The 19,806-nt window shown below is 74.0% G+C and carries 13 protein-coding genes; 5 read left to right on the top strand and 8 right to left on the bottom strand.

Annotated features, from left to right (window positions below; all coding sequences use genetic code 11):
• Positions 1–93: 93 nt before the first annotated feature.
• The gene (locus E4A51_RS01475) at positions 94–2,754 is read right to left on the bottom strand and encodes a SpoIID/LytB domain-containing protein (protein ID WP_167748794.1); all 2,661 of its coding nucleotides are present in this window, start codon (positions 2,752–2,754) and stop codon (positions 94–96) included.
• 122 nt (positions 2,755–2,876) lie between these two features.
• Positions 2,877–5,453 carry a glycosyltransferase gene (locus tag E4A51_RS01470; protein ID WP_070319473.1) on the bottom strand — a complete coding sequence of 859 codons (2,577 nt, stop codon included), beginning with the start codon at positions 5,451–5,453 and terminating at the stop codon, positions 2,877–2,879.
• A 68-nt stretch (positions 5,454–5,521) separates the two neighbouring features.
• Here E4A51_RS01470 and E4A51_RS01465 point away from each other — a divergent pair, with 68 nt between their 5' ends.
• Positions 5,522–5,872: a hypothetical protein gene (locus E4A51_RS01465; RefSeq protein WP_070319474.1), complete on the top strand. Its 351-nt coding sequence runs from the start codon at positions 5,522–5,524 to the stop codon at positions 5,870–5,872.
• Positions 5,869–7,368, top strand: a complete 1,500-nt coding sequence (locus E4A51_RS01460) for a glycosyltransferase (protein ID WP_070319475.1) — start codon at positions 5,869–5,871, stop codon at positions 7,366–7,368. The genes E4A51_RS01465 and E4A51_RS01460 overlap by 4 nt, the downstream gene beginning before the upstream one ends.
• A gap of 37 nt (positions 7,369–7,405) precedes the next feature.
• On the opposite strand, the gene E4A51_RS01455 is transcribed toward E4A51_RS01460, so the two are convergent.
• The 5 genes from E4A51_RS01455 to E4A51_RS01435 form a co-directional block, all read right to left on the bottom strand.
• Entirely contained in the window at positions 7,406–8,803 is a 1,398-nt protein-coding gene (locus E4A51_RS01455) for a glycosyltransferase (RefSeq protein ID WP_233421097.1), read from the bottom strand.
• Positions 8,800–9,981, bottom strand: coding sequence for an ABC transporter ATP-binding protein (locus tag E4A51_RS01450; protein WP_226239113.1), 1,182 nt, complete (start codon positions 9,979–9,981; stop codon positions 8,800–8,802). Before E4A51_RS01450 ends, E4A51_RS01455 begins: the two co-directional genes overlap by 4 nt.
• Positions 9,978–10,805, bottom strand: a complete 828-nt coding sequence (locus tag E4A51_RS01445; protein ID WP_070319483.1) for an ABC transporter permease — start codon at positions 10,803–10,805, stop codon at positions 9,978–9,980. The genes E4A51_RS01450 and E4A51_RS01445 overlap by 4 nt, the downstream gene beginning before the upstream one ends.
• 5 nt (positions 10,806–10,810) lie before the next feature.
• The gene (locus E4A51_RS01440) at positions 10,811–11,686 is read right to left on the bottom strand and encodes a bifunctional 2-polyprenyl-6-hydroxyphenol methylase/3-demethylubiquinol 3-O-methyltransferase UbiG (RefSeq protein ID WP_070319477.1); all 876 of its coding nucleotides are present in this window, start codon (positions 11,684–11,686) and stop codon (positions 10,811–10,813) included.
• Between the two features lie 69 nt (positions 11,687–11,755).
• Positions 11,756–14,464 carry an N-acetylmuramoyl-L-alanine amidase gene (locus E4A51_RS01435; protein ID WP_167748793.1) on the bottom strand — a complete coding sequence of 903 codons (2,709 nt, stop codon included), beginning with the start codon at positions 14,462–14,464 and terminating at the stop codon, positions 11,756–11,758.
• 304 nt (positions 14,465–14,768) lie between these two features.
• Between E4A51_RS01435 and rfbB the strand changes: the two genes are divergently transcribed.
• From rfbB to E4A51_RS01420, 3 genes are all read left to right on the top strand, one after another.
• Positions 14,769–15,764 carry a dTDP-glucose 4,6-dehydratase gene (gene rfbB, locus E4A51_RS01430; protein ID WP_070319479.1) on the top strand — a complete coding sequence of 332 codons (996 nt, stop codon included), beginning with the start codon at positions 14,769–14,771 and terminating at the stop codon, positions 15,762–15,764.
• 112 nt (positions 15,765–15,876) lie between these two features.
• A complete protein-coding gene (locus E4A51_RS01425) occupies positions 15,877–17,127 on the top strand; it encodes an LCP family protein (protein WP_233421098.1) in 1,251 nt (416 codons plus the stop codon).
• 552 nt (positions 17,128–17,679) lie between these two features.
• Entirely contained in the window at positions 17,680–18,591 is a 912-nt protein-coding gene (locus E4A51_RS01420; protein ID WP_082740282.1) for an LCP family protein, read from the top strand.
• Here the strand turns inward: E4A51_RS01420 and E4A51_RS01415 are convergent.
• A complete protein-coding gene (locus tag E4A51_RS01415; RefSeq protein WP_167748792.1) occupies positions 18,588–19,790 on the bottom strand; it encodes an acyltransferase in 1,203 nt (400 codons plus the stop codon). The genes E4A51_RS01420 and E4A51_RS01415 overlap by 4 nt on opposite strands.
• Between the last annotated feature and the right edge of the window lie 16 nt (positions 19,791–19,806).

The following is a 19,806-nucleotide window of genomic DNA, read 5'->3' as shown; positions in this document are numbered from 1 at the left end:
ATCGGCCCGGCACGGCCGACCGGCGGTGCCCCGCCGGGTCCCGCCGGGCCGCGGCCCGGCACCGCGGTCGGGTCCCCGCCGGGCCCCGCGGCCTCAGCGGAAGTAGCCCGCCACGTCGAGGAGCAGGTGGGTCGTGCCCTGGTCGTTGTAGAGCCGCACGGCTCCCCCGTCCCCGACGCGCACGACGACGGCGTTCGCCTGCGTGAACCCGCGCGTCGCGTTGAGGTCCGACGTCCCGGTCAGAGGGCGACCCGCCGGCCAGACCCGCACGTGCGTCCAGGGCGCCGTGTGGTCGACGGCGGTCACGGTGCCGACGACGGCCGTCGCGTCGACGGGGACCGCACCGCCGGTCACCGTGGCCTGCACCTGGCCCGTCGGCCCGACCGGCGCTCCGGCGCGCGTGTCGAGGACGCGGGCCGGCTGGACCGGTGTGAACAGCGCGCCCGTCGTCGCACCGCGGGTGCCGTACCAGCCGACGACGTCGACGACGACGTGGCTGGACGAGCCCTGCACCGCCACCGTGATCCGGCCGTCGACGACGGGGACCACGGCGCGGTTCGCGATGTCCGCGCCGGGCACCAGGTTGACCGTGGACGTCGACGGCAGCGCGCCCGAGCCGTAGGCCACGACGTACCCGTTGCCGGTGGCCCGGGTCGTCGTCACGTTCACGGTGACGGCGCTCAGCGAGGAGGCCGGCAGCCCGAGCGCGGCGGCGACGTCGACGGAGCGGGTCGCGCCGGGCGCGATCGCGGCGGCGGTGCGGGAGTCCATGGCCCGGACCGGGTCGACCGCGACGTACCGCGCCGACGTCGCGGTGCTCGACGTGTAGTAGCCGAGCACGTCCACCAGGTAGTGGGTCGTGCCGATCGCGTTGAACACGCTGACGGCGCCGGCGCCGCCGACACCGACGGTCACCTGGCTGGCCTGCGTGCGGCCGGGCGACGTGTTGAGCACGGAGGCGTTCGGCATCGCGCTGCCCGCCGGCCACACCCGCAGGTGCCCGGCGACGCTCGTCCCGACCGCCGTGACGTTGAGGACGACGGCCGTCACGCCGGACGTCGGCACGCCCCCGCGCCCCAGCACGGGCACCTCCGCGCGCGCACCGGAGCCGAGCGCCTGGAAGGTCGTCCGGGTGTCGACGAGGCGAGCAGGGGTGAGGGGGACGTACCCGCCGTCCCCGACCAGCGGGACGGCGGCGGGCGGTGCCGCGTCGGCGGGCTGGCGGACCGCGACCGTCGTGGTCACGACGTTCGACGTCCGGCCTGCGGCGTCGGTGCCGACGAGCGTCAGCGCGTAGCTGCCCGGACCGACGAACTGCGGGTCGGACGCCGCGCGTCCGTCGTACGTGCCGAACCACGTGGCGTTGAACCTGACGCCGGCCTGTGCGCTGCCGGTCGTGCGCAGGACCTGGCGGTTCGTGCTGCGGTCGACGACCGTCAGCGTCCAGGACATCGCGACGTTCGGCGTGACGCCGACGCTCACCTGGCCGCCGTGGTCGATCGTCGCCGCCGACACGGCCGGCGATCCCAGCACCGGTGCGGTGGCGCGGGGCTGCCACCAGCTCGACCGCAGGCCGAAGGCGGGGGTGTTGACCGTCGCGTTCCCTGTCGAGCACTCGAGCCGGACCTGGGAGATCCTGCCGCCCAGGGGCCCGTTGCCGGTACGCCCGGTGACGACCATGGTGCGCAGGGTCCCGTTCGCCGGGCAGGACTGCGCCACGCGCGCGACCGAGAGCTCCGCCGTCCAGGAGGTGACGGTGTCGCCGGGCGCCGTCCCGGTCCACGGGTCGGCCTTGGCCACCTGGTAGGGCACGGAGCCCGCGGCCGTCCAGCCGCCGTTCGACGAGGAGAACTCGGTGAACGCGACGGCACCGTTCCACAGCCGGATCTGACCGCCCGTCGCCGCGATCGCGGCGTCGGTCCGCGCGTCCTCGTACGAGGTGGTGAGCGCACCCGCGGCGTTCGCGACGCCCCGCCCGTAGTACACCTGGCAGGAGGTGGTGTCGCACAGCACCTGGCCGTTGCGGACCTTCCACCAGGCGTAGGAGCGCGCGGCGACCGCCTGCGCCTGCAGCGCCGCCGGCTGCCAGCTCGCAGGCGACTCGCGCGGCACGACGCTGCGCAGGTAGTCCTCGATCGGCAGGCTGTTGGTCACGTTGAACGCGGCCCCCGAGGTCGGTTCGATCCGCAGGTCCCCGCGGTACCAGCGCCCGGTGGTGTCCGACTGGTTCTTCGCGATGATCATGCCGACCTCGTTCTGCGACTCGAGGCGCAGCACGCCGCGGTAGCTCCGGCGGTCGACGATCGGCCCGTTGACGACGTCCCGCTTCACCGCCGTGATGTCCTGGCCGGCCACGGTGATGGTCCACCGCCCGGGCGGCAGCACCACCTCCTTGTTGAGCTCCCCCATGCGGATGCTGCGGTTCGCGGGGCTCCAGACGGTCACGGTGTCGGAGGGGGCGAACGCCGCGAGCGTCGCCTTGACGTACTCGCCGGCGATGGACCCCGTGGTCGTGCCCGGGTAGTAGAACGCCAGGATCTCGGCCGCGGTGCGGCCCTGCAGCGCCGCACCCTGCGCACCCCACTGCGACATGCCGCGGCCGTGCCCGAAGGCGCGCCCGTCGACGGTCCACGACCCGGACGCCGGGGCCGGGTACACCTCGGCCGCCAGTGCGGCCGGCGCGACCGCGACGAGCGCGACCCCGGTGAGGACGGCGGCGACCACCGTGGCGGTCAGACGGCGCAGGAGGTTCACGGCAGGTCCTCGGGGTGGGGCGGCGGGGATGCCCCAGGATAGGGACCCCAGGTCGCCGTCGGGCACCTCACGCCGCACGTGGGCGGATCGCCCCGGCATGTCCGGCAGGGTCGACCCGACGCTCAGCGCGCGGCGCGTGCCCGGTCGGCGATCTTCCTGGCGAGCGCCGACGGCCCGCCGGCGCGCAGGACGCGCGCGGCGGCCAGGGCCTGCCGTCCCCCGGGGAGCCCGGCCGCCCGCGCGACGAGACGCGCCCGCGTGTCGTCGGGGATCCCGGGGTGCGCGTCGATCCACCCCTCGGCGACGTCGAACGGCTCGTCGTCCTGGACCGGCACCCAGCCCGTGGACCGGCGCGGCCCGTGCGCGCGGCGCACGGCCGCCGCCCCCCGGAGCGCGTCGAGGTACGCGCCCGCCTGAGCGTGCGGTCCCCAGCGGAGCAACGCCTCACGACGTGCCGCGGCGCCGACCCGGCGACGGAGCAGCGCGTCGTCGAGCAGGTCGCCGATCGCCCTCTCCCACGCGTCGACGTCGGCCGCGAGGAACCCCGTCCGCCCGTCCTCGATCGCCTCGCGGAACGGCTGCGTCGGCGACGCCACGGTGGGCGTCTCGACGAGCGCCGCCTCGAGCCACTTGATGGCCGACTTGGCCTCGTTGAAGGTGTTGTCGAGCACGAGCGGGGCCAGGTTGACGTCGACGTCCCGCAGCCGGCCGGGCAGCTCGTACCAGGGCAGCATCGGCAGGCGACGCACCCGGTCGGCGTACGGTTCGAGCGCGGCGCCGGTGGTGAGGAATCCCCCGATCCACAGCTCGACGTCGGGACGCTGCGCCAGCACGCGCGCGACCGCGGGCTCGACGACGGCCCAGTCGGCGTCGTGCGTGTTCGTCCCGGAGAAGTAGCCGATCCTCAGCGGCCCCGCCGCGCGGGCGCGGCCGCGGGCGCGGTCGCTCTGCCGGGCGAGGTCGACGCCGACGCCGTTCGCGAACCGGAACGCCGGCAGCCCGGTCGTCGCCGTGGCGTGCTCGCACAGACGCTCGGTGCTCCCGACGTACGCGTCGGCGAGCTCCATGGTGGTGCGGTACCGCGCCACGCCGCGCCACCACAGGGCGTGCTCCTCGGGCGACAGGACGTCGAGCCCGTGGACCTGGCCCTCGAGCGCGGGGTCGAAGATCAGGTCGTCGATGTCGAACAGGACGGGCACCGGTCGGGGGCGCGCGCGCACGTCCTCGACGACCTGCAGAATCTGCGTGGTCGCGGGCACGCGATACAGCACCAGGGCGTCGGCCCGGGCGGCGAGCCGGGGCACCTCGGGATCGCGGTAGTGCCGGACGTCCGCGTGCACGCCACGCAGGCGCAGCGCCTCGGCGGGCAGGAACCCGCGGTACCGCAGCGCGGCACCACGGATCCCGACGACGAACAGCACGCGCTGCAGCAGCGCGTCCTCCGCGTCCAGGGCGTCCAGCTCGGACACGCGGTCCTCCTCCTCGTGCGACGGGCGGACCAGGTCGGTGTACAGGCCCTCCAGGCCGTCGAGCTGGTCCGTGAAGTCGCGGATCGGCACGTCGCGCTTCCCGCCGCGCAGACGGGCGACCAGCGCCGGGTCGTTCGCGAGCCGCGCGAGTGCCGTGCCCAGCGCCTCGGCGTCGGCCGCGGGCACGACGACGCCGTTGACGCCGTCCTCCACGACCTCCTCGGGTCCGAGCGTGTCGGTGCACACCACCGCCAGCCCCGCGGCGAGCGCCTCCCGCGTGACGATCGAGTGCGACTCCCGCATCACCGACGGCAGCACGAGGACGTCGTGCGTCGCCATGACGCCCGCGACGGACGCGCGGTCGTACGCCGGCAGGAAGCGCACGGCGGCGGGCAGCGGACCCGCGCCGCGCGCGACGCGGGGGTCGACGCCGTACAGGTCGAGCGTCCAGCCGTCGGGCGGCAGGGCCGCGACCGCCTCGAGCAGGACCGGCAGGCCCTTCATCGGGTCGCTGCCGCCGGCGAACATGAGCCGCACCGACCCGTCCGACCCGCTCGTGGCGGCCGGGTCGGCTCGCGGCGCACGGTCGTCGTCCGGCACGCCGTTCTCGTCCACGACCAGGCGTGCGGGGTCGACGCCGTTGGCGGCGAGCACCCGTGCGGCGCTCGCCGACGGCGCGAGCACGACGTCGGCGTGCACGAGCTCCGCGGCCAGGAGCGCGTTGCGGCGCTCGAGCCACGCGTGGTCCACCGCGCAGGGGCAGGTCCCGCAGTCCACCACCAGGCTGCACGGCCGCATGTCGGGCGCGACGAGGAACTGCCGCGCGCACGACCACCAGAAGTCGTGCATCGTCACGACGACCTTCGCCCCCGACCGGTGCGCGGCACCGACGAGCCCGGCGCCGAGCGTCTGCAGCGAGTGCAGGTGCACCACGTCGGGACGCACGTCGGCGAGCCAGCGCTCGAAGTCGTCCGTGACGGCGGGGTTGAGGCTGTTGCGCGGGTCCGACCAGGCCGTCCACGGCGTGGTGACCACCCAGCGGACCGCGACACCGTGCCCGTCGTCCTCGGTCCACACGGTCAGCGGCTCGCGGTCCTCGTCGAGGTACCCGGCGTACACGTGCACGTCGTGGCCGCGGTCGGCGAGCCCGCGCGCGATCCGCTGCGGAACCAGCGTGCCCCCGCTGACCAGGTTGGGCGGGAAGTGGGCAGACACCTGGACGACACGCACCCGGACGAGTCTAGACGTTGCGCCACCGGCTGACGCCCGGACGGCGCGGATGCTCTAGTCTTCCGGCCATGTCCGAACCGTCGACCCGTGCGACGTGGCACGCCGACCTCGCGCGACACGACCAGTCCGCGCACCGACGCATGGCCGAACGCGCCGCCACGACCGCCGAGCCGCTGCTCCAGCAGCGGTTCGATGCCGTGACGGCCGAGCTGCACGTGCTGCGTGCGGCGGTCGCCCGCCGCGACGCGCTGCTGCGCGAGCAGACGGCCGCGCTGCGGGAGCGCGAGGCCTACGTGCGCGAGCTGGAGGCACGGCTCGAGAGCACGCCGAGGTCGGCGTCCGGCACGCTCCGGGGCGTGGCGCGGCGGGTGCGCCGACGCGTCGGTCGGCTCGTGCGCGCGGCCCTCTCCCAGCGATGAGCACCTTCCTGTCGGTCGTCCTGCTCACCGGGGGCGACGACGCGACGGTCCTGCGCACCGCCCGGAGCGTCGCGCTCGACCCCGACGCCCCCGCTCGGCTCGTCGCCGACGCGGCGAGCGTCTCCGCCGACGGTCGCGCGGCGGTGGACGCGGCACTGCCCGGCCGGGTGCAGTGGACGTCCGGGCCGCTGCACACGCGGGTCGCCGCAGCGCAGGGCCGTTACGTCGGCCTCCTGGCCCCGGGCGACGAGGTCGAGCCGGGGGTCCTGTCGGCCGTGGCCGAGTACCTCACGGCCCGCCCCGCGACCGACGTGCTGTACGTCGACGAGCAGTGGGCTGCCCCGGGCATCGAGGGCATCTGCACGAAGCCCGGCTGGGCGCCGCACTACCTCGAGGGCTGGGACTACCTCGGTCGCCTGTGCCTGGTGCGCTCGACGCTCGTCGAGCAGGTGGGAGGCCTCGGCGACGGCCCGGCGGCCGAGTGGGACCTGCACCTGCGGGTCACCGAGGTGACCGACCGCGTCGAGCACCTGCCGGTGATCGGCGTGACCCGGCTCCAGCCGCCCTCGACGCAGCCCGACGTGGTCGAGGCGGGACGGCGCGCGGTCGCGGCCCGCTACGAACGGCTCGGCGTCGCCGCGGACGTCGAGGTCGCCCACCCGGCGGGCTACCTGCGCGTGTGGCGAGCGCTCCCCGACCCGCCCCCGCTGGTCTCGGTGGTCATCCCGACCGGTGGCGGACGACGCGAGGTGCGCGGCGAGTCCGTGCTCGTCGTCGAGACCGCCGTCCGCTCGCTCGTCGAGCGCACGACGTACCCACGCTGGGAGATCGTCCTCGTCACGAGCGAGAACACGCCCGCGGACGTGGTCGACAAGGTGCAGGAGATCGCCGGGGACCGGCTGACGGTCGCCCCGGTCTCGGGAGAGTTCTCGTTCTCGCACTCGGTCAACGAGGGCGTGCGGCTCGCTCGCGGCGAGCTCGTCGTGCTGCTGAACGACGACACCGAGGTCGTCGAGCCGCGGTGGCTGGACCGCATGGTGGCCGTCGCCCAGGACCCGACCGTGGGCGCGGTCGGGGCCAAGCTGCTCTTCGAGGACGGCACGATCCAGCACGTGGGGATCGTCCACGACGACGCGTGGCTCCCGGTGCACGCGCACCGGGTGGGCGCCGACGACGCGAGCCACTTCGGCGCCAAGATCGTCGACGTCGACTACCTCGCGGTGACGGCGGCGTGCGTGCTGGTCCCGCGGCAGCTCTACCTCGAGCTGGGGGGTTTCAGCGAGGAGCTCCCGATGGCGTTCAACGACGTGGACTTCTGCCACAAGGTGGTCGCTGCGGGGCGCTCGGTCGTCTGCACGCCCTTCGCGACGCTGTACCACTACGAGAGCTCGACGCGCGTCGCGGACGTGCGTCCGTTCGAGCGCCAGTACCTCGTCGACAAGACGGTCGAGCTGGCGAAGCACGACCCGCACGTCAACCACCGTTCGGTGCGCTGAACGGGGCGGCGCGCCGACGTCCCGGCGCCCGCTCTCCTCAGCGACGACGGGCCAGGCGCCACCGGATCTTCGCGACCACCTGGCGCACGCCACCCGCCCGCAGGTGCCGCCACACCGCGCCGGCGTCGGCACGCAGCGCCCGCCACCGCCCGACGGGCGGGACGGCGACCGGGACCGGCGCTGCGGGGTCCGACGTCGCGAGCCGGTGCGCGTCGGCGGCGCGACGAGGCGCACGGCAGAACTCGACCAGCGGTGCCAGGACGACCGGCCAGGTGAACTCCCGGGCCGTCGCCTCGACCGCGGCCCGCGCCGAGGTCGCCGCCTCGGCGTCGGTGAGCAGCTCCGCGAGGGCGTCCGCGAGGGCGTCCACGTCCTCCGGCGGGACGGCGCGCCCGAGGCCGCGCTCCCGCACGAGGTCCGCGAACCCGTCGCCCTCCGTCGAGACGATCGGCATGCCCGCCCACAGGTAGTCCAGGATGCGCGTGCGGAACGAGAACTCCGTCTCGACGTGGGGGTAGTGGCAGCTCACGCCCACGTCGGCGTCCATGAGGTAGTCCGCGCGCGTCTCGTACGGCACCCAGTCGTCGTTGAAGAACACGTGCGTCCCCGTGAGCCCGAGCTCGTCGGCGAGCTCGCGCGTCCGGGACGCGACCGCCATCTCCGGGACGTCGGGGTTGGGGTGCTTCATGCCGAGGAAGTAGAGCCGCACCTCGGGGACCCGGCCGCGCACGCGGTCGATCGCCCGCACGAGCGTCAGCGGGTCGAACCAGTTGTAGACCCCCCCGCCCCACAGGACCACCTTGTCGTCGCGAGCGATGCCGGGCGTCGCGCCCTTGATCGCGTGCCGGGCCTGCGTCGGGGGCTCGGCCGAGGTGCCGAACGGCACGATCGTGAGCAGCGACGCGAGGCTGGGGTCGGCGTCGTAGGTGTCCGGGTTGATCCGGCCGGCCGCCGACAGGTGCCCGAACCACAGGTCGCGCTGGCGCCGCGAGGCGCACAGGAAGAAGTCGCCGCGCCGCAGCTGGTCGCGCAGCTCCCCCAGTGCGAACGCGAGGGCACGCTCACGCTCCGCCGCGGGCTTGTACCGGTCGACCTCGAGCGTCTCGATCTGGAAGGGGTCGTACAGGTCGACGACGATGACCTGCGGGCAGTCCTGCAACCACGCGAACGCGTTGAAGACGAAGCCCTGCACGACCACGACGTCGGACGCGTCCACGTCGTCACGGAACGCCTCGACCGTCGTACGCTCCGCACGGAACCCGTCACCGTCCCGGGTGCAGCGCCCGAACGTGACGAGCCGCACGTCGTGCTCCTCGCTCAGGGCGCGGGAGATCTCCCACGCCCTGATCGCGGGGCCGGCCATCCGGTCGGCGATCGTGTCGAGCGTGACCACGAGGACGCGTCGGCGCGTCGCGGGGACCGCCGGCGCCGTCACGACCAGCGCCCGTCGAGCGCGAGGTAGCCGCCGGACTCGACGGGGGTCCCGAAGTCCACGACGAGCCGCGCCCCCTCACGGACGTAGTCGTACACGTGGGTCGTGCTCTCGTCCACGACGGACGCCATGACCTGGAACGTGCCGGGCTGCAGCGCGAGCCGCGGGATCGTGCACTCGACCACGCCCGACCCGTGGATCCGGTCGATCCGGTGGCCCAGGTCGCGCGTGTTGTTGGCCCACAGGTAGACGCCGTCGTGCGACTCGAGCGCGAGCCCGAAGACGGGGTTCGCGATCGGCTGGTGCGCGGTGTACCTGATGCGGATCGTGACCTCGTCGCCCGTCCGGAACGACGCCGCGGGGCCCGTCGGGCCGACCAGCTCGACGGCGTCGATCTGCGCCTCGCCGGAGCCCCAGCGCACCTCCCCCGCGTCACCCGTCCGCTGGTCGGTGCGCGTCGAGTCGAGGTAGCGCTCGAGGATCGGCTTCGCCTCGCCGGTCTCGACGAGCCGGCCGTGCGAGAGCCACGCGACGCTGTCGCACATGTTGCGCAGCGACGGCATCGAGTGGCTCACGACGACGACCGTGCGACCGTCGCGGCGGAACTCGACGAACTTCTCGGTGCACTTCTCCTGGAAGGCGGCGTCCCCGACGGCGAGCACCTCGTCGACCAGCAGGATCTCGGGGTCGACGTGGATCGCGACCGAGAAGCCGAGCCGCACGTACATGCCCGACGAGTAGTTCTTGACGGGCTGGTCGATGAACTGCTCGACCCCGGAGAAGTCGACGATCGCGTCGAACTTCCGGTCGATCTCCGCGCGGCTCATCCCGAGGATCGAGCCGTTGAGGTAGACGTTGTCACGTCCCGAGAGCTCGGGGTGGAAACCGGAGCCCACCTCGAGGAGGGCCGCCACACGACCGCGCGTGGTGACCGTGCCGGAGTCGGGGTACAGGATCCGGGCCAGGCACTTCAGCAGCGTCGACTTGCCCGACCCGTTGTCGCCCACGAGGCCGAAGGTGCTGCCCCGGGGGATCTCGAAGCCGACGTCGTCGAGCGCGAGGAAGTCCTCGTACACCGACCGCCGACGCCGCATGACGGCGGCCTTCAGCGTCTGGTTCCGCTCGTGGTACACCCGGAACTTCTTCGTCACGGCGTCGACCGTGACGGCTGCCTCGCTCACAGCACCTCCGCCAGCTTCTTCTCGTGCCGGCTGAACACCCAGACGCCGACGACCACGGACACCAGGGACCAGGCCACGCAGTACAGGACCGAGTCGAGCGGGGGCCACGCGTTGTCGTAGAGCGGCGCGCGGAACAGCTCGACGAAACGCTCCATGGGGTTCAGCCGGTAGAAGTCGTACAGCGTCCACGAGCCCAGCAGGGGCCCGAGCTTGTCGGACTGCTCGAGGACCAACGATGTCGGGTACACGATCGGGGTCGCGTAGAACCACGCCTGCGTGAGGATGCCGACGAAGTGCTGCGTGTCGCGGAAGTACACGTTCGCGACCGACAGCATGAGCGAGACGCCGAACGCGAACAGGAACAGCAGCGCCATCACCACGACCACCGCCGGCGTCCACAGCAGCGACGCGGCCCCGAGCAGGGTCAGCGCGACGAGCAGCACGACCATCTCGATGGACCACGAGAACACCAGCGAGAACGCGTTCGACAGCGGCAGCGCGGCCCGCGGGAACGCCACCTTCTTGATGAGGTTCTCGTTGCCCACCAGGGAGCCCATGCCGCCGTTCAGCACGTTGACGAAGAAACCCCAGGGCAGGAGCCCGCAGAGCAGGAAGACCGCGAAGTTGTGCAGCCCCGAGGGGTTGCCGGTCGGGATCGGGACCCGGAGCACGAACGAGAAGACGGCCGTGAAGATCAGCATCTGCGCCAGCGGGTTCACGAGCGACCAGAGCTGACCCAGCACGGTCCGCTTGTACTTGCCCTTGACCTCGCGCCGCGTGAGGTTCGTGAGGAGCTCCGGCGCCTGCCGCAGCTCGCGCACCATGGTGATCACCGGGCACCCCCACGGATCTTGCCGTAGAGGGCCCGGGGCACGCGCAGCAGGCGCCACGCCCGCGTCCCCTGCACCTCGCGCAGCGACGCGACCGCGGCGTCGCGCTGCGCGTGCGCGAGCTCGGCGGACCGCCGCAGCGCCGCGACCTCGGACCTCAGCGCCTCGCGCTCGGCGACGGCGCGGCCGAGGCTCGCCTCGGCGTCGTCGCGGACCGCACGCAGCACGAACTGGAACGTCATGGCGTCCTCCTGGGCCCGCACCCAGTCGACGACACCCTCCGGGAGCGCGTCGGCGTCGATCTCGACGTCCGCGGTCAGGGGATCGCGCGTCGTCGTCCGCAGCTCGGCGGCCGCGAGTCCCGTGTCCGCGAGCAGCTCGAGCACCGACCGTCGCGTGAAGAACCGGATGTGCGTCCGGTCGAGCAGCCCCACGTCCGTGTACTGCCAGCGGCCCTGCAGCAACGCCAGGCGCAACGAGCCGTGGGCCACGTTCGGGATCGACATGACCACCGAGCCCCCGGGCCGCAGCAGCGGGAGCAGTCGGCGCAGCACGTCCACCGGGTCGAGGACGTGCTCCAGCACGTCCGCGAGCACGAGCACGTCGAACGTGCGGCCGCCGAGCGCAGCGTCGACGTCCATCGTGTTCAGGTCGCCGACCACGAGGTGGTCGAGGTGCGGACGCGCCTTCTCGGCCGCCTCCGCGTCGTACTCGACACCGCTCACGGTGCAGCCGCGCTGGTTGAGCGCCTCGGCCAGGTACCCGGTGGCGCAGCCGACGTCGAGCACGTCGCTGCCGGCGGGTACCAGGCTGACCACCTGGGCGTGGCTGGTGTTCGACACCGACAGGTCCAGCGTCGTGTCGTACTGCGACATGGGGAGACTTCCGATCGTCCGGGGACGCGAGCGCCGCGTCAGCATACCCGCGGCGCCCGACGCCCCCGGTCAGTCGGCGAAGTACCCGAACACGTCCGCGACCACGTGGCTGCTGCCGAGGTCGTTGTACACGTTGACGCGTCCCCCGGCGGGCGACACGTAGACCTGGTTCGCCTGGTCGCGACCCGCACCGGCGTTGAGGTCGGACGTGCCGGGCCGCCCGCCGGCTCCCCACACCGTCAGGTACGTCGCCGCCGAGGTCGCGCCCGTGGACGTGAGGTTCATGGCCACCGAGCGGGCGTCCGCAGGCAACCCGGAGACCACCAGCGAGCGCGTCTCGCCCGCCCCGAGCGGCGCGCCGGAGCGCGTGTCGAACGCCCGGACGGGTGCGACGGGCGTGAACTCGGTGGTCGCGCCCGACCCGTACCAGCCGACCACGTCGACGACGACGTGCTGCGCGACCCCGTCCACGTACACGTCGAGGCCGCCGTTCGTCAGCGTGACCACGGCACGGTTCGCCGTGTCCCGCCCCGGCTGGTTGTTCACCGTCGAGGTCGTGCCGACCGCAGCCCCGCTCGGCACCACGGCGACGTAGCCGAACCCGCCCGGCCGGACGGACACGACGTTGACGGCCACGGCCGTGGCGTCCGCCGGCACCCCTCCGACGCCGGCGACCTGCACGGTGCGACGGACCCGTGGCTGGACGACCTCGCCGGAGACTCGCGTGTCGAGGACACGGGTCGCCGTTCCGAGCGCCGCGTACCCCGTGCTCGAGGCCGTCGTGTAGTACCCGGTGACGTCGACGACGAGGTGCGTGCTGCCGAGGTTGTTCCAGAGGCTGACCTTGCCCTCGCCGCCGACGCCGACCACGAGCGACCCCGCGGTGGTGCGCCCCGGGTCGGTGTTGAGGACCGACGCGTCGGGGCGAGCCTGGCCCGCGGGCCAGGCACGCACGTGGGTGATGGTCGACGAGTTGACGGCCGTGACCGTCATGGCGACCGCCTTGGCGTCGGCCGGGACGCCCGCCACCCCGGCGACCTGCACGTCCACGCGGGACGCCGGCCCAAGGGCGCCCGCCGACGGGCGGGTGTCGAGGACCCGCACGGGTGTCATGGGGACGAACCCCAGGTCTCCCGTGAGCGGGACCGGGGCGACGGTCGGCGGGTTCTGGCTGCCCGTCACCGTGACGGTGGTCTCGTACGGGACCAGCGTGGTCGCGCCGTAGGTGCCGGTCAGGGTGAGGCGGTAGGTCCCCGGGCCGGCGGCGGTGCCGGCCGGGACCTTGCCGTCCCACGTCGCGATCGTCCCGCCGCCGGAGGCGCCGGAGCTGCCGTTCACGCGCTGCACGATGATCCCCGTGCGGGTGTCGGTGACGGCCAGCGACCAGCTCGCCCCCGTGATGACTCCACCGGTGACCGAGACGGACCCGCCGATCCCCATCGAGGTGGTCGTCGTGGCCGGGTTCACGAACCCGGCGCCGATGAGCGCCCGTGCACGGCTCTTGATGGCGCCGAGCACCGCGTAGCCGCCGTTGCCGGGGCAGGCGGTGTACGCCGTGTCCCGGTGGCCGACGACGACGGGGAGCGCGATCGTCCCGGGCCCGAACCGCGAGTTCTCGCCGCCCTGCGTCGTGTAGCCGACCGTGCTCATCGGGTCGCGGTGGTACGACGCGAGACGCCAGGCGATCACCCGGGCGACGGACTCCTGGGTCGCGGCCGACGGCGTCGTGCTGCTGTAGTCGCCGAGCATGGAGACGCCGACGGTCGACGTGTTGAAGCCGCCGGCGTGGACGCCGATCACGGGCTGCGTGCCCGAGTTGGCGCGCCCCTCGTAGACGTTGCCCCACTTGTCGACGAGGAAGTTGTAGCCGATGTCGCACCAGCCGCGCCCCGTGATGTGGTACGCCTGGTCGTTGCGGATCTGCTGCATCGCCTGGGCGACGGAGGCGTAGGCGTTGCTGCCGGCGGTGTGGTGCACGACGGCGGCGAGCAGCGTCCGCGCGACGTCCGGCGCGCAGGCCTGGGCGCGCGCGCCCCACTCCGCACGGGAGTAGACGCGGGGCGCCGCCACCGACGCGGGCGCGACGGCCGAGGTCCGGACGTCCGCCGTCTGCACGACGGTCGCACCGCCGCCGGTGGCGTCGTCGCCGCGCCACGTGGCCGGTGCGGACGTCGCGGTCGGCGCGTCCGGCTCCACCTCGGGCGACCCCACCAGGGCGAGCACCATGTCCGCCGGTCCACCGTCCGCGGTGCCGGCGAACGAGAGCTGGACCGCGTCGGCGTCGCCGATCCACAGGGCGTCGGTGCCACCGCGCAGCTGGTGCGCCGCGTCCACGCCGCCGGCGTCGGGCGCGAGGTCCGACGCCTCGAGGTCGGACCACGGCGACCACTGCCCGTCCGTCAGCGAGCGCGCGCGCGGCGCCAGGTCCGCGGCCTCGACCCCTGCGGGCCACGTGACGCCGACGGTCTGCACGTCGGCGGTGTCCACGGGGGGCGTCACGACGCGGTCGGGCGCGGCGTCGTCGACGAGGTCGGCCACGACCGGTGCGTCGTCGTCCACGGGCGGCAGGTCCTCGGGGCCGGCGGGCGTCCCGTCGAGGGGCTGCGACGCCCGCGCGTCGCGGTCCGACGTCACGGCGTCGGGGTCCACCGGCGTCGCCTCGTCCCGGGGTGCGACGACGAGGGGGAGCTCGTCGACCGTCGCCGCGCTGTCGGACGGTTCGGGCGCGGGGGGCTCGGCGGCCGCCCCGAGGCCCGCCGCGAGGGCGCTCTCGGTCACGCCGGAGGGCGTGGAGGTCGCGGAGGGCGCGAGCGCGGCCGGGGCGGCGGCCGCAGCGACGACCCCGGGGAGGGGGCCTCCGGGGACGGCGACCGCGGCGGAGACGGCGAGGGCGAGGAGGAGACGCGTGGGCATGGCTGCCGTCCCGTGGTGGATGACGTCGGACCCCCGCAGCGTCAGCCACGGGGTGACGGCAGTCAAGGACGACGTGCGCGTGTCCGCGAACGGGTCCGGTCGATCGCGACACACGTGGGCGTGCGGCATCGGTAGGCTGGGTGCTCACGTTCCCCTCGGAGGTCTTCCCGTGCGCATGCTCGTCACCGGCGGGGCCGGCTTCATCGGCTCCAACTTCGTCCACCAGACCGTGCGTGAGCGCCCGGACGTGCACGTCACGGTGCTCGACGCGCTGACGTACGCGGGCGACGAGCGCAGCCTCGACCCGGTCGACGGCAAGGTGGTCTTCGCCAAGGGCGACATCGCCGACCCCGACGTCGTCGACCAGCTGGTCAAGGACGTGGACCTGGTCGTGCACTTCGCGGCCGAGTCGCACAACGACAACTCGCTGCACGACCCGTGGCCGTTCGTGCGCACCAACGTCATCGGCACCTACCAGTTGCTGGAGGCCGTCCGGCGCCACGACGTGCGCTACCACCACGTCTCGACGGACGAGGTGTACGGCGACCTCGAGCTCGACGACCCCGCGAAGTTCACGCCGGACACGCCGTACAACCCGTCGAGCCCGTACTCGTCCACGAAGGCGTCGTCCGACCTGCTGGTGCGCGCGTGGGCCCGCAGCTTCGGCGTGCGCGCGACGATCTCGAACTGCTCGAACAACTACGGCCCGTACCAGCACGTCGAGAAGTTCATCCCGCGCCAGATCACCAACGTGATCGACGGCGTGCGGCCCAAGCTGTACGGCACCGGCGAGAACGTGCGCGACTGGATCCACGTCGAGGACCACAACTCCGCGGTGTGGCGGATCATCGAGGACGGCCGGCTGGGCGAGACCTACCTGATCGGCGCCGACGGCGAGAAGGACAACAAGACCGTCATCGAGCTGATCCTGCGCCTCATGGGCCAGCAGCCGGACGCGTACGACCACGTCAACGACCGCCCGGGCCACGACCTGCGGTACGCGATCGACGCGACCAAGCTGCGCACCGAGCTCGGCTGGGAGCCGCGCTACACGACGTTCGAGGACGGCCTCGCGGCGACGATCGACTGGTACCGCACGCACGAGTCGTGGTGGCGCCCGCAGAAGGACGCGACCGAGGCGAAGTACGCGGTGCTCGGACGCTGACCGTCGCTTTCGTGGAGATGGCGCCGTCTCGCGGCGCCATCTCCACGAATCCTCCACTCGGTCGCTGCGCCGCTCCCGCTCGTCGCCCCGACCGCTCTCCTACGATCGAACCGTGACCATCCGCCACGCCGCCGCTCGGCGCGCCCGCGCGCCTCGACACGCCCGCACGCTGCGCAGTCACACCGTGCTGCGCGCCCTGGCCCTCGGCGTGAGCGGCGTGGTCGTCTTCGGCGTCGCGTCGGGCGCCGCGTTCGCGGCCCGGCTGACGAACAACGTCGCCGGGCTCGACCTCGACGACCTCGTCGCGGCCGCTCCGACCCCGACGACCCCGCCCGACCCGGACGACATGCACGCCGGGCAGGCGGTGAACATCCTCGTGCTCGGCTCCGACCAGCGCGACGGCGTGAACGCCGAGATCGGCGGCGCCGAGGAGGGCATGCGCTCCGACACCTCGATCGTCGTGCACGTGTCCGCCGACCGTTCGCGGGTCGAGATGGTGTCGATCCCCCGCGACTCGCTCGTGCAGATCCCGTCGTGCACGCTCACCAACGGCAAGACGACGCGCGCGCAGAGCAAGGCGATGTTCAACTCGGCGTTCGCGATCGGGTGGGACAACGGCGGCGACCTGGAGTCCGCCGCCGCGTGCGCCGTCAACGCGGTCCAGGCCAACACGGGCGTCGCGATCGACAACGTGGTGGTCGTCGACTTCGCGGGCTTCCAGAACATGATCAACGCCATCGGCGGCGTGCCGATGTGCATCCCGCACGACGTCAAGGACTCCTACACGGGGCTCGACATCACGGCCGGCACGCACGTGCTGGACGGCGTCACGGCGCTGCAGTACGCGCGGGCGCGTCACGGCACGGGCTTCGACGGGTCCGACACGATGCGGGCGGGCCGGCAGCAGGTCCTCATCGCGTCGGTCGCGAACGAGGTGCTCTCGAAGAACCTGCTGACCGACGGGGCGCAGCTCATGCAGTTCCTGTCGGCGGCGACGCAGTCGGTCACGACCAACCTGTCGGTCACCGACCTCACCGGCCTGGCGTTCAGCCTGCGCGGGGTGAGCCGTGACAACATCACGCTCATGACCGTGCCGTGGGCCCCTGCGCGCAGCGACAAGAACCGCGTGGAGTGGACGTCCGCGGCGCACGAGATCTGGGCGAACATCGCCGCCGACCGGCCGATGCTCGGGCAGCCCGAGCAGCCCGCCGGTCAGGAGCCGGCGGGCGAGGACCCGCCGGCGAGCGACCCGGCGGCACCGCCGGCGGCGCCCGAGACCCCGGCCGCGCCCACGCCGACCGAGACCAAGACGCCCGGCGTCGACGCGTTCACGGCCGCGGACGCGACCGCGACGACCTGCTGAGGGCACGTGGCCGACCGCAGGGACGACCCGCCCCCCAGCTTCGCCCCCGACGGCGGCCGCCCTCGCCCGGGTGCGGACGGCGCGCGCGTCGTCGGCTCCGGCGCACGGCGCCCGCCCTCCCCCGCCCGGCCCGTGCCCGCGGACACCCCGCCGCGCGGCGCCCGCGGGACCGCCCCGCGCGGCGCCGAGCGGCCGACGCCGTCACCCGGGCCCGCCCGCGGCGTGGACGAGGCACCCGGTCGAGCCGGGGCCGGCACGCCCGACGACCCGGGCCACGCACCCGGATCGTTCGCACCGTCGGGTGCCGCACGCCCGTCCGGCGCCCGCGCTGTCCCCGTGCCAGGCCGTACGACGGCCGGGCGTCCGGCACCGGCACGCCCGCCCGCCGCGCGGCGCACCGCGCCGCGTGCCGCCACGGCCACCCGGCCCGCCGCCGGGCCGTCCGTCCGGCCCGCGGGGCCCCGCCCGTCGCCGACCGGCCCGCGCAACGCACCTCCTGTCGGCGCCTCGCACCGCCGCCGCGGTCGTCGCGTCGCCGCGCTGGTGGCCGTCGTGGTGCTCGTCGTCCTCGTCGCCTGGCCGGTCGGCCTGCTCGTCTGGGCGAACGGACGCCTGCAGCACACGCCGGCCCTGTCCGGTGCGCCCGACACCCCCGGGACGACGTACCTGCTCGCCGGCTCCGACGCGCGTGGGGACGACGGCGGCGTGGCCGACGACGGCACGGAAGGGCAGCGGACGGACACCATCCTGCTGCTGCACGTGCCGGCCGACGGTCCGACGGCGCTGATCTCGCTGCCCCGCGACACCTACGTCGACATCCCCGGGCACGGCGCGTCCAAGCTCAACGCCGCCTTCGCCTGGGGCGGCGCGCCGCTGCTCGTGCAGACCGTCGAGGGCCTGACGGGTCTCACGGTCGACCACTACGTGGAGATCGGCATGGGCGGGGTCGCGCACCTCGTCGACGCGGTCGGGGGTGTGAACCTCTGCTACGACGCCGACGTGAACGACGCGGACTCGGGCATGGTGTGGACCGCGGGGTGCCACGACGTGGACGGGACCGCCGCCCTGGCGTTCGCGCGCATGCGCAAGTCCGACCCGACGGGCGACGTCGGACGTGCGCTGCGCCAGCGCCAGCTCATCGGTGCCGTGATGGGCAAGGTCAGCCCGCGCTCGTTGGCCTTCGACCCGCGTGCGCAGGTCTCGCTCGCGGAGGCGGGCACGGGGGCGATGACGTTCGACGAGCAGGCCGACGTCCTCGACGTCGCCCGGCTCGCCCTCGCGTTCCGTGACGCCAACGCCGAGGGGGGCGTCACCGGCACGCCGCCGATCGCGAGCATGGACTACCGACCCGGCAACGTCGGCTCGACCGTCCTGCTCGACCCGGACCGCGCGCCCGACTTCTTCGTCGCCCTGCGTGACGGCACGCTGCCCCCGGGCCAGGTCGGCGGGCCGCCCGGGTCCTAGGCGCCGGACCGCGGCGCTCGACGCACCGCCCGGCCCGCCCCGCCGGCAGCGGCACCGAGGACCCTCGGGCCGGCGTTCAGGCGTGCGAGGAGCGCGTCCCGACCCCGGGTGAGGGCCGCCTCGACGCGCCGCCGCAGCACCGGTGCCCACCGCGCCTCGACGAGACGGTGCACGACCCAGGCGAGCCCGAACGAGAACGCGACCGCGGCGAGCACCGCCAGCCACGCGGGCACGTGCTCGACCGTCCGCGAGATCAGCCACAGCCCCCAGTACTGGTGCACCAGGTACACCGGGTAGGTGAGAGCGGCGGCGCTCACGAGCCACGTGCGGTCCAGCCGCGGCAGGGGGACGACGGCGACGACCGCGACGAGCACGACGCACGCGGCGAGCGCGGCCGCGACGCCCGCCGTCGACGGGACCACGCCCGTGGTGTGCTCGAGCCCCCGCACCGTCACCGGGGTGCGCAGCACGACCGCGAGCGCCGTGTTCACGACCACGACCAGCCACGGCGCGACCGCGTGCCCGTCGCGGTGCACGAGGTAGAGCGCCATGCCGGCGGCGAACAGCGGCGCGTAGTCGCTCACGAGCAGCTCGGCCAGGTCGGCGGCGCCGAGCCGCTGGACGAGCAGCGCGACGGGCGGCCACAGCAGCGCGACCGTCAGGACCCGGCGCCGCGTCACACCCACCAGGACCAGGAGCCCCATGAGCAGGTAGAACCTCAGCTCGGCCCACAGCGTCCAGTAGACGCCGTCGACGTGGTCGACCCCCACGACCGCCTGGAGCATCGTGAGGTTCGCCGCGACCTGCCCGGGGGTCACGTGCTTGCCCTCGGGCCAGACGAGGAGCAGCAGCGCCCCGGTCAGCAGCACCGCCACCCAGTACGACGGGTACAGCCGTCCGATCCGCGAGGCGACGACGGCGACCGTCGTGCGGCCCCACGCGGTCATGAGGATGACGAAACCGGAGATGACGAAGAAGAGCTCCGGTCCCAGCGACCCGTAGGACGCCCACCTGGTCACCGCGTCGGGCACGAGGTCGGGCTGCGCGTCGCCCCACGCCGACGTGCGGCGCGCCGTGAAGTGGTAGACGACGACGCCGACGGCGGCGACGAGGCGCAGCAGGTCGAGCGAGACGAGGCGCGCCGGCGGCGACGGAGCGGCGGGAGCGCCCGTCGACGCGGCGGTCGGTGCGAGTACCACCCACCGACGGTAGGTG

The sequence above is a fragment of the Cellulomonas sp. HD19AZ1 genome, from assembly GCF_004535805.1.
Classification (GTDB): Bacteria; Actinomycetota; Actinomycetes; order Actinomycetales; family Cellulomonadaceae; genus Cellulomonas; species Cellulomonas iranensis.
This window is presented reverse-complemented; position numbering and strand designations above follow the sequence as displayed.

What these genes read in the sequence shown, in the direction of transcription:
- E4A51_RS01465 (WP_070319474.1), top strand. Translation starts at nt 5,522, where the DNA reads ATGTCCGAACCGTCGACCCGTGCGACGTGGCACGCCGACCTCGCGCGA.
- E4A51_RS01460 (WP_070319475.1), top strand. Translation starts at nt 5,869, where the DNA reads ATGAGCACCTTCCTGTCGGTCGTCCTGCTCACCGGGGGCGACGACGCG.
- E4A51_RS01445 (WP_070319483.1), bottom strand. Translation starts at nt 10,805, where the DNA reads ATGGTGCGCGAGCTGCGGCAGGCGCCGGAGCTCCTCACGAACCTCACG.
- E4A51_RS01440 (WP_070319477.1), bottom strand. Translation starts at nt 11,686, where the DNA reads ATGTCGCAGTACGACACGACGCTGGACCTGTCGGTGTCGAACACCAGC.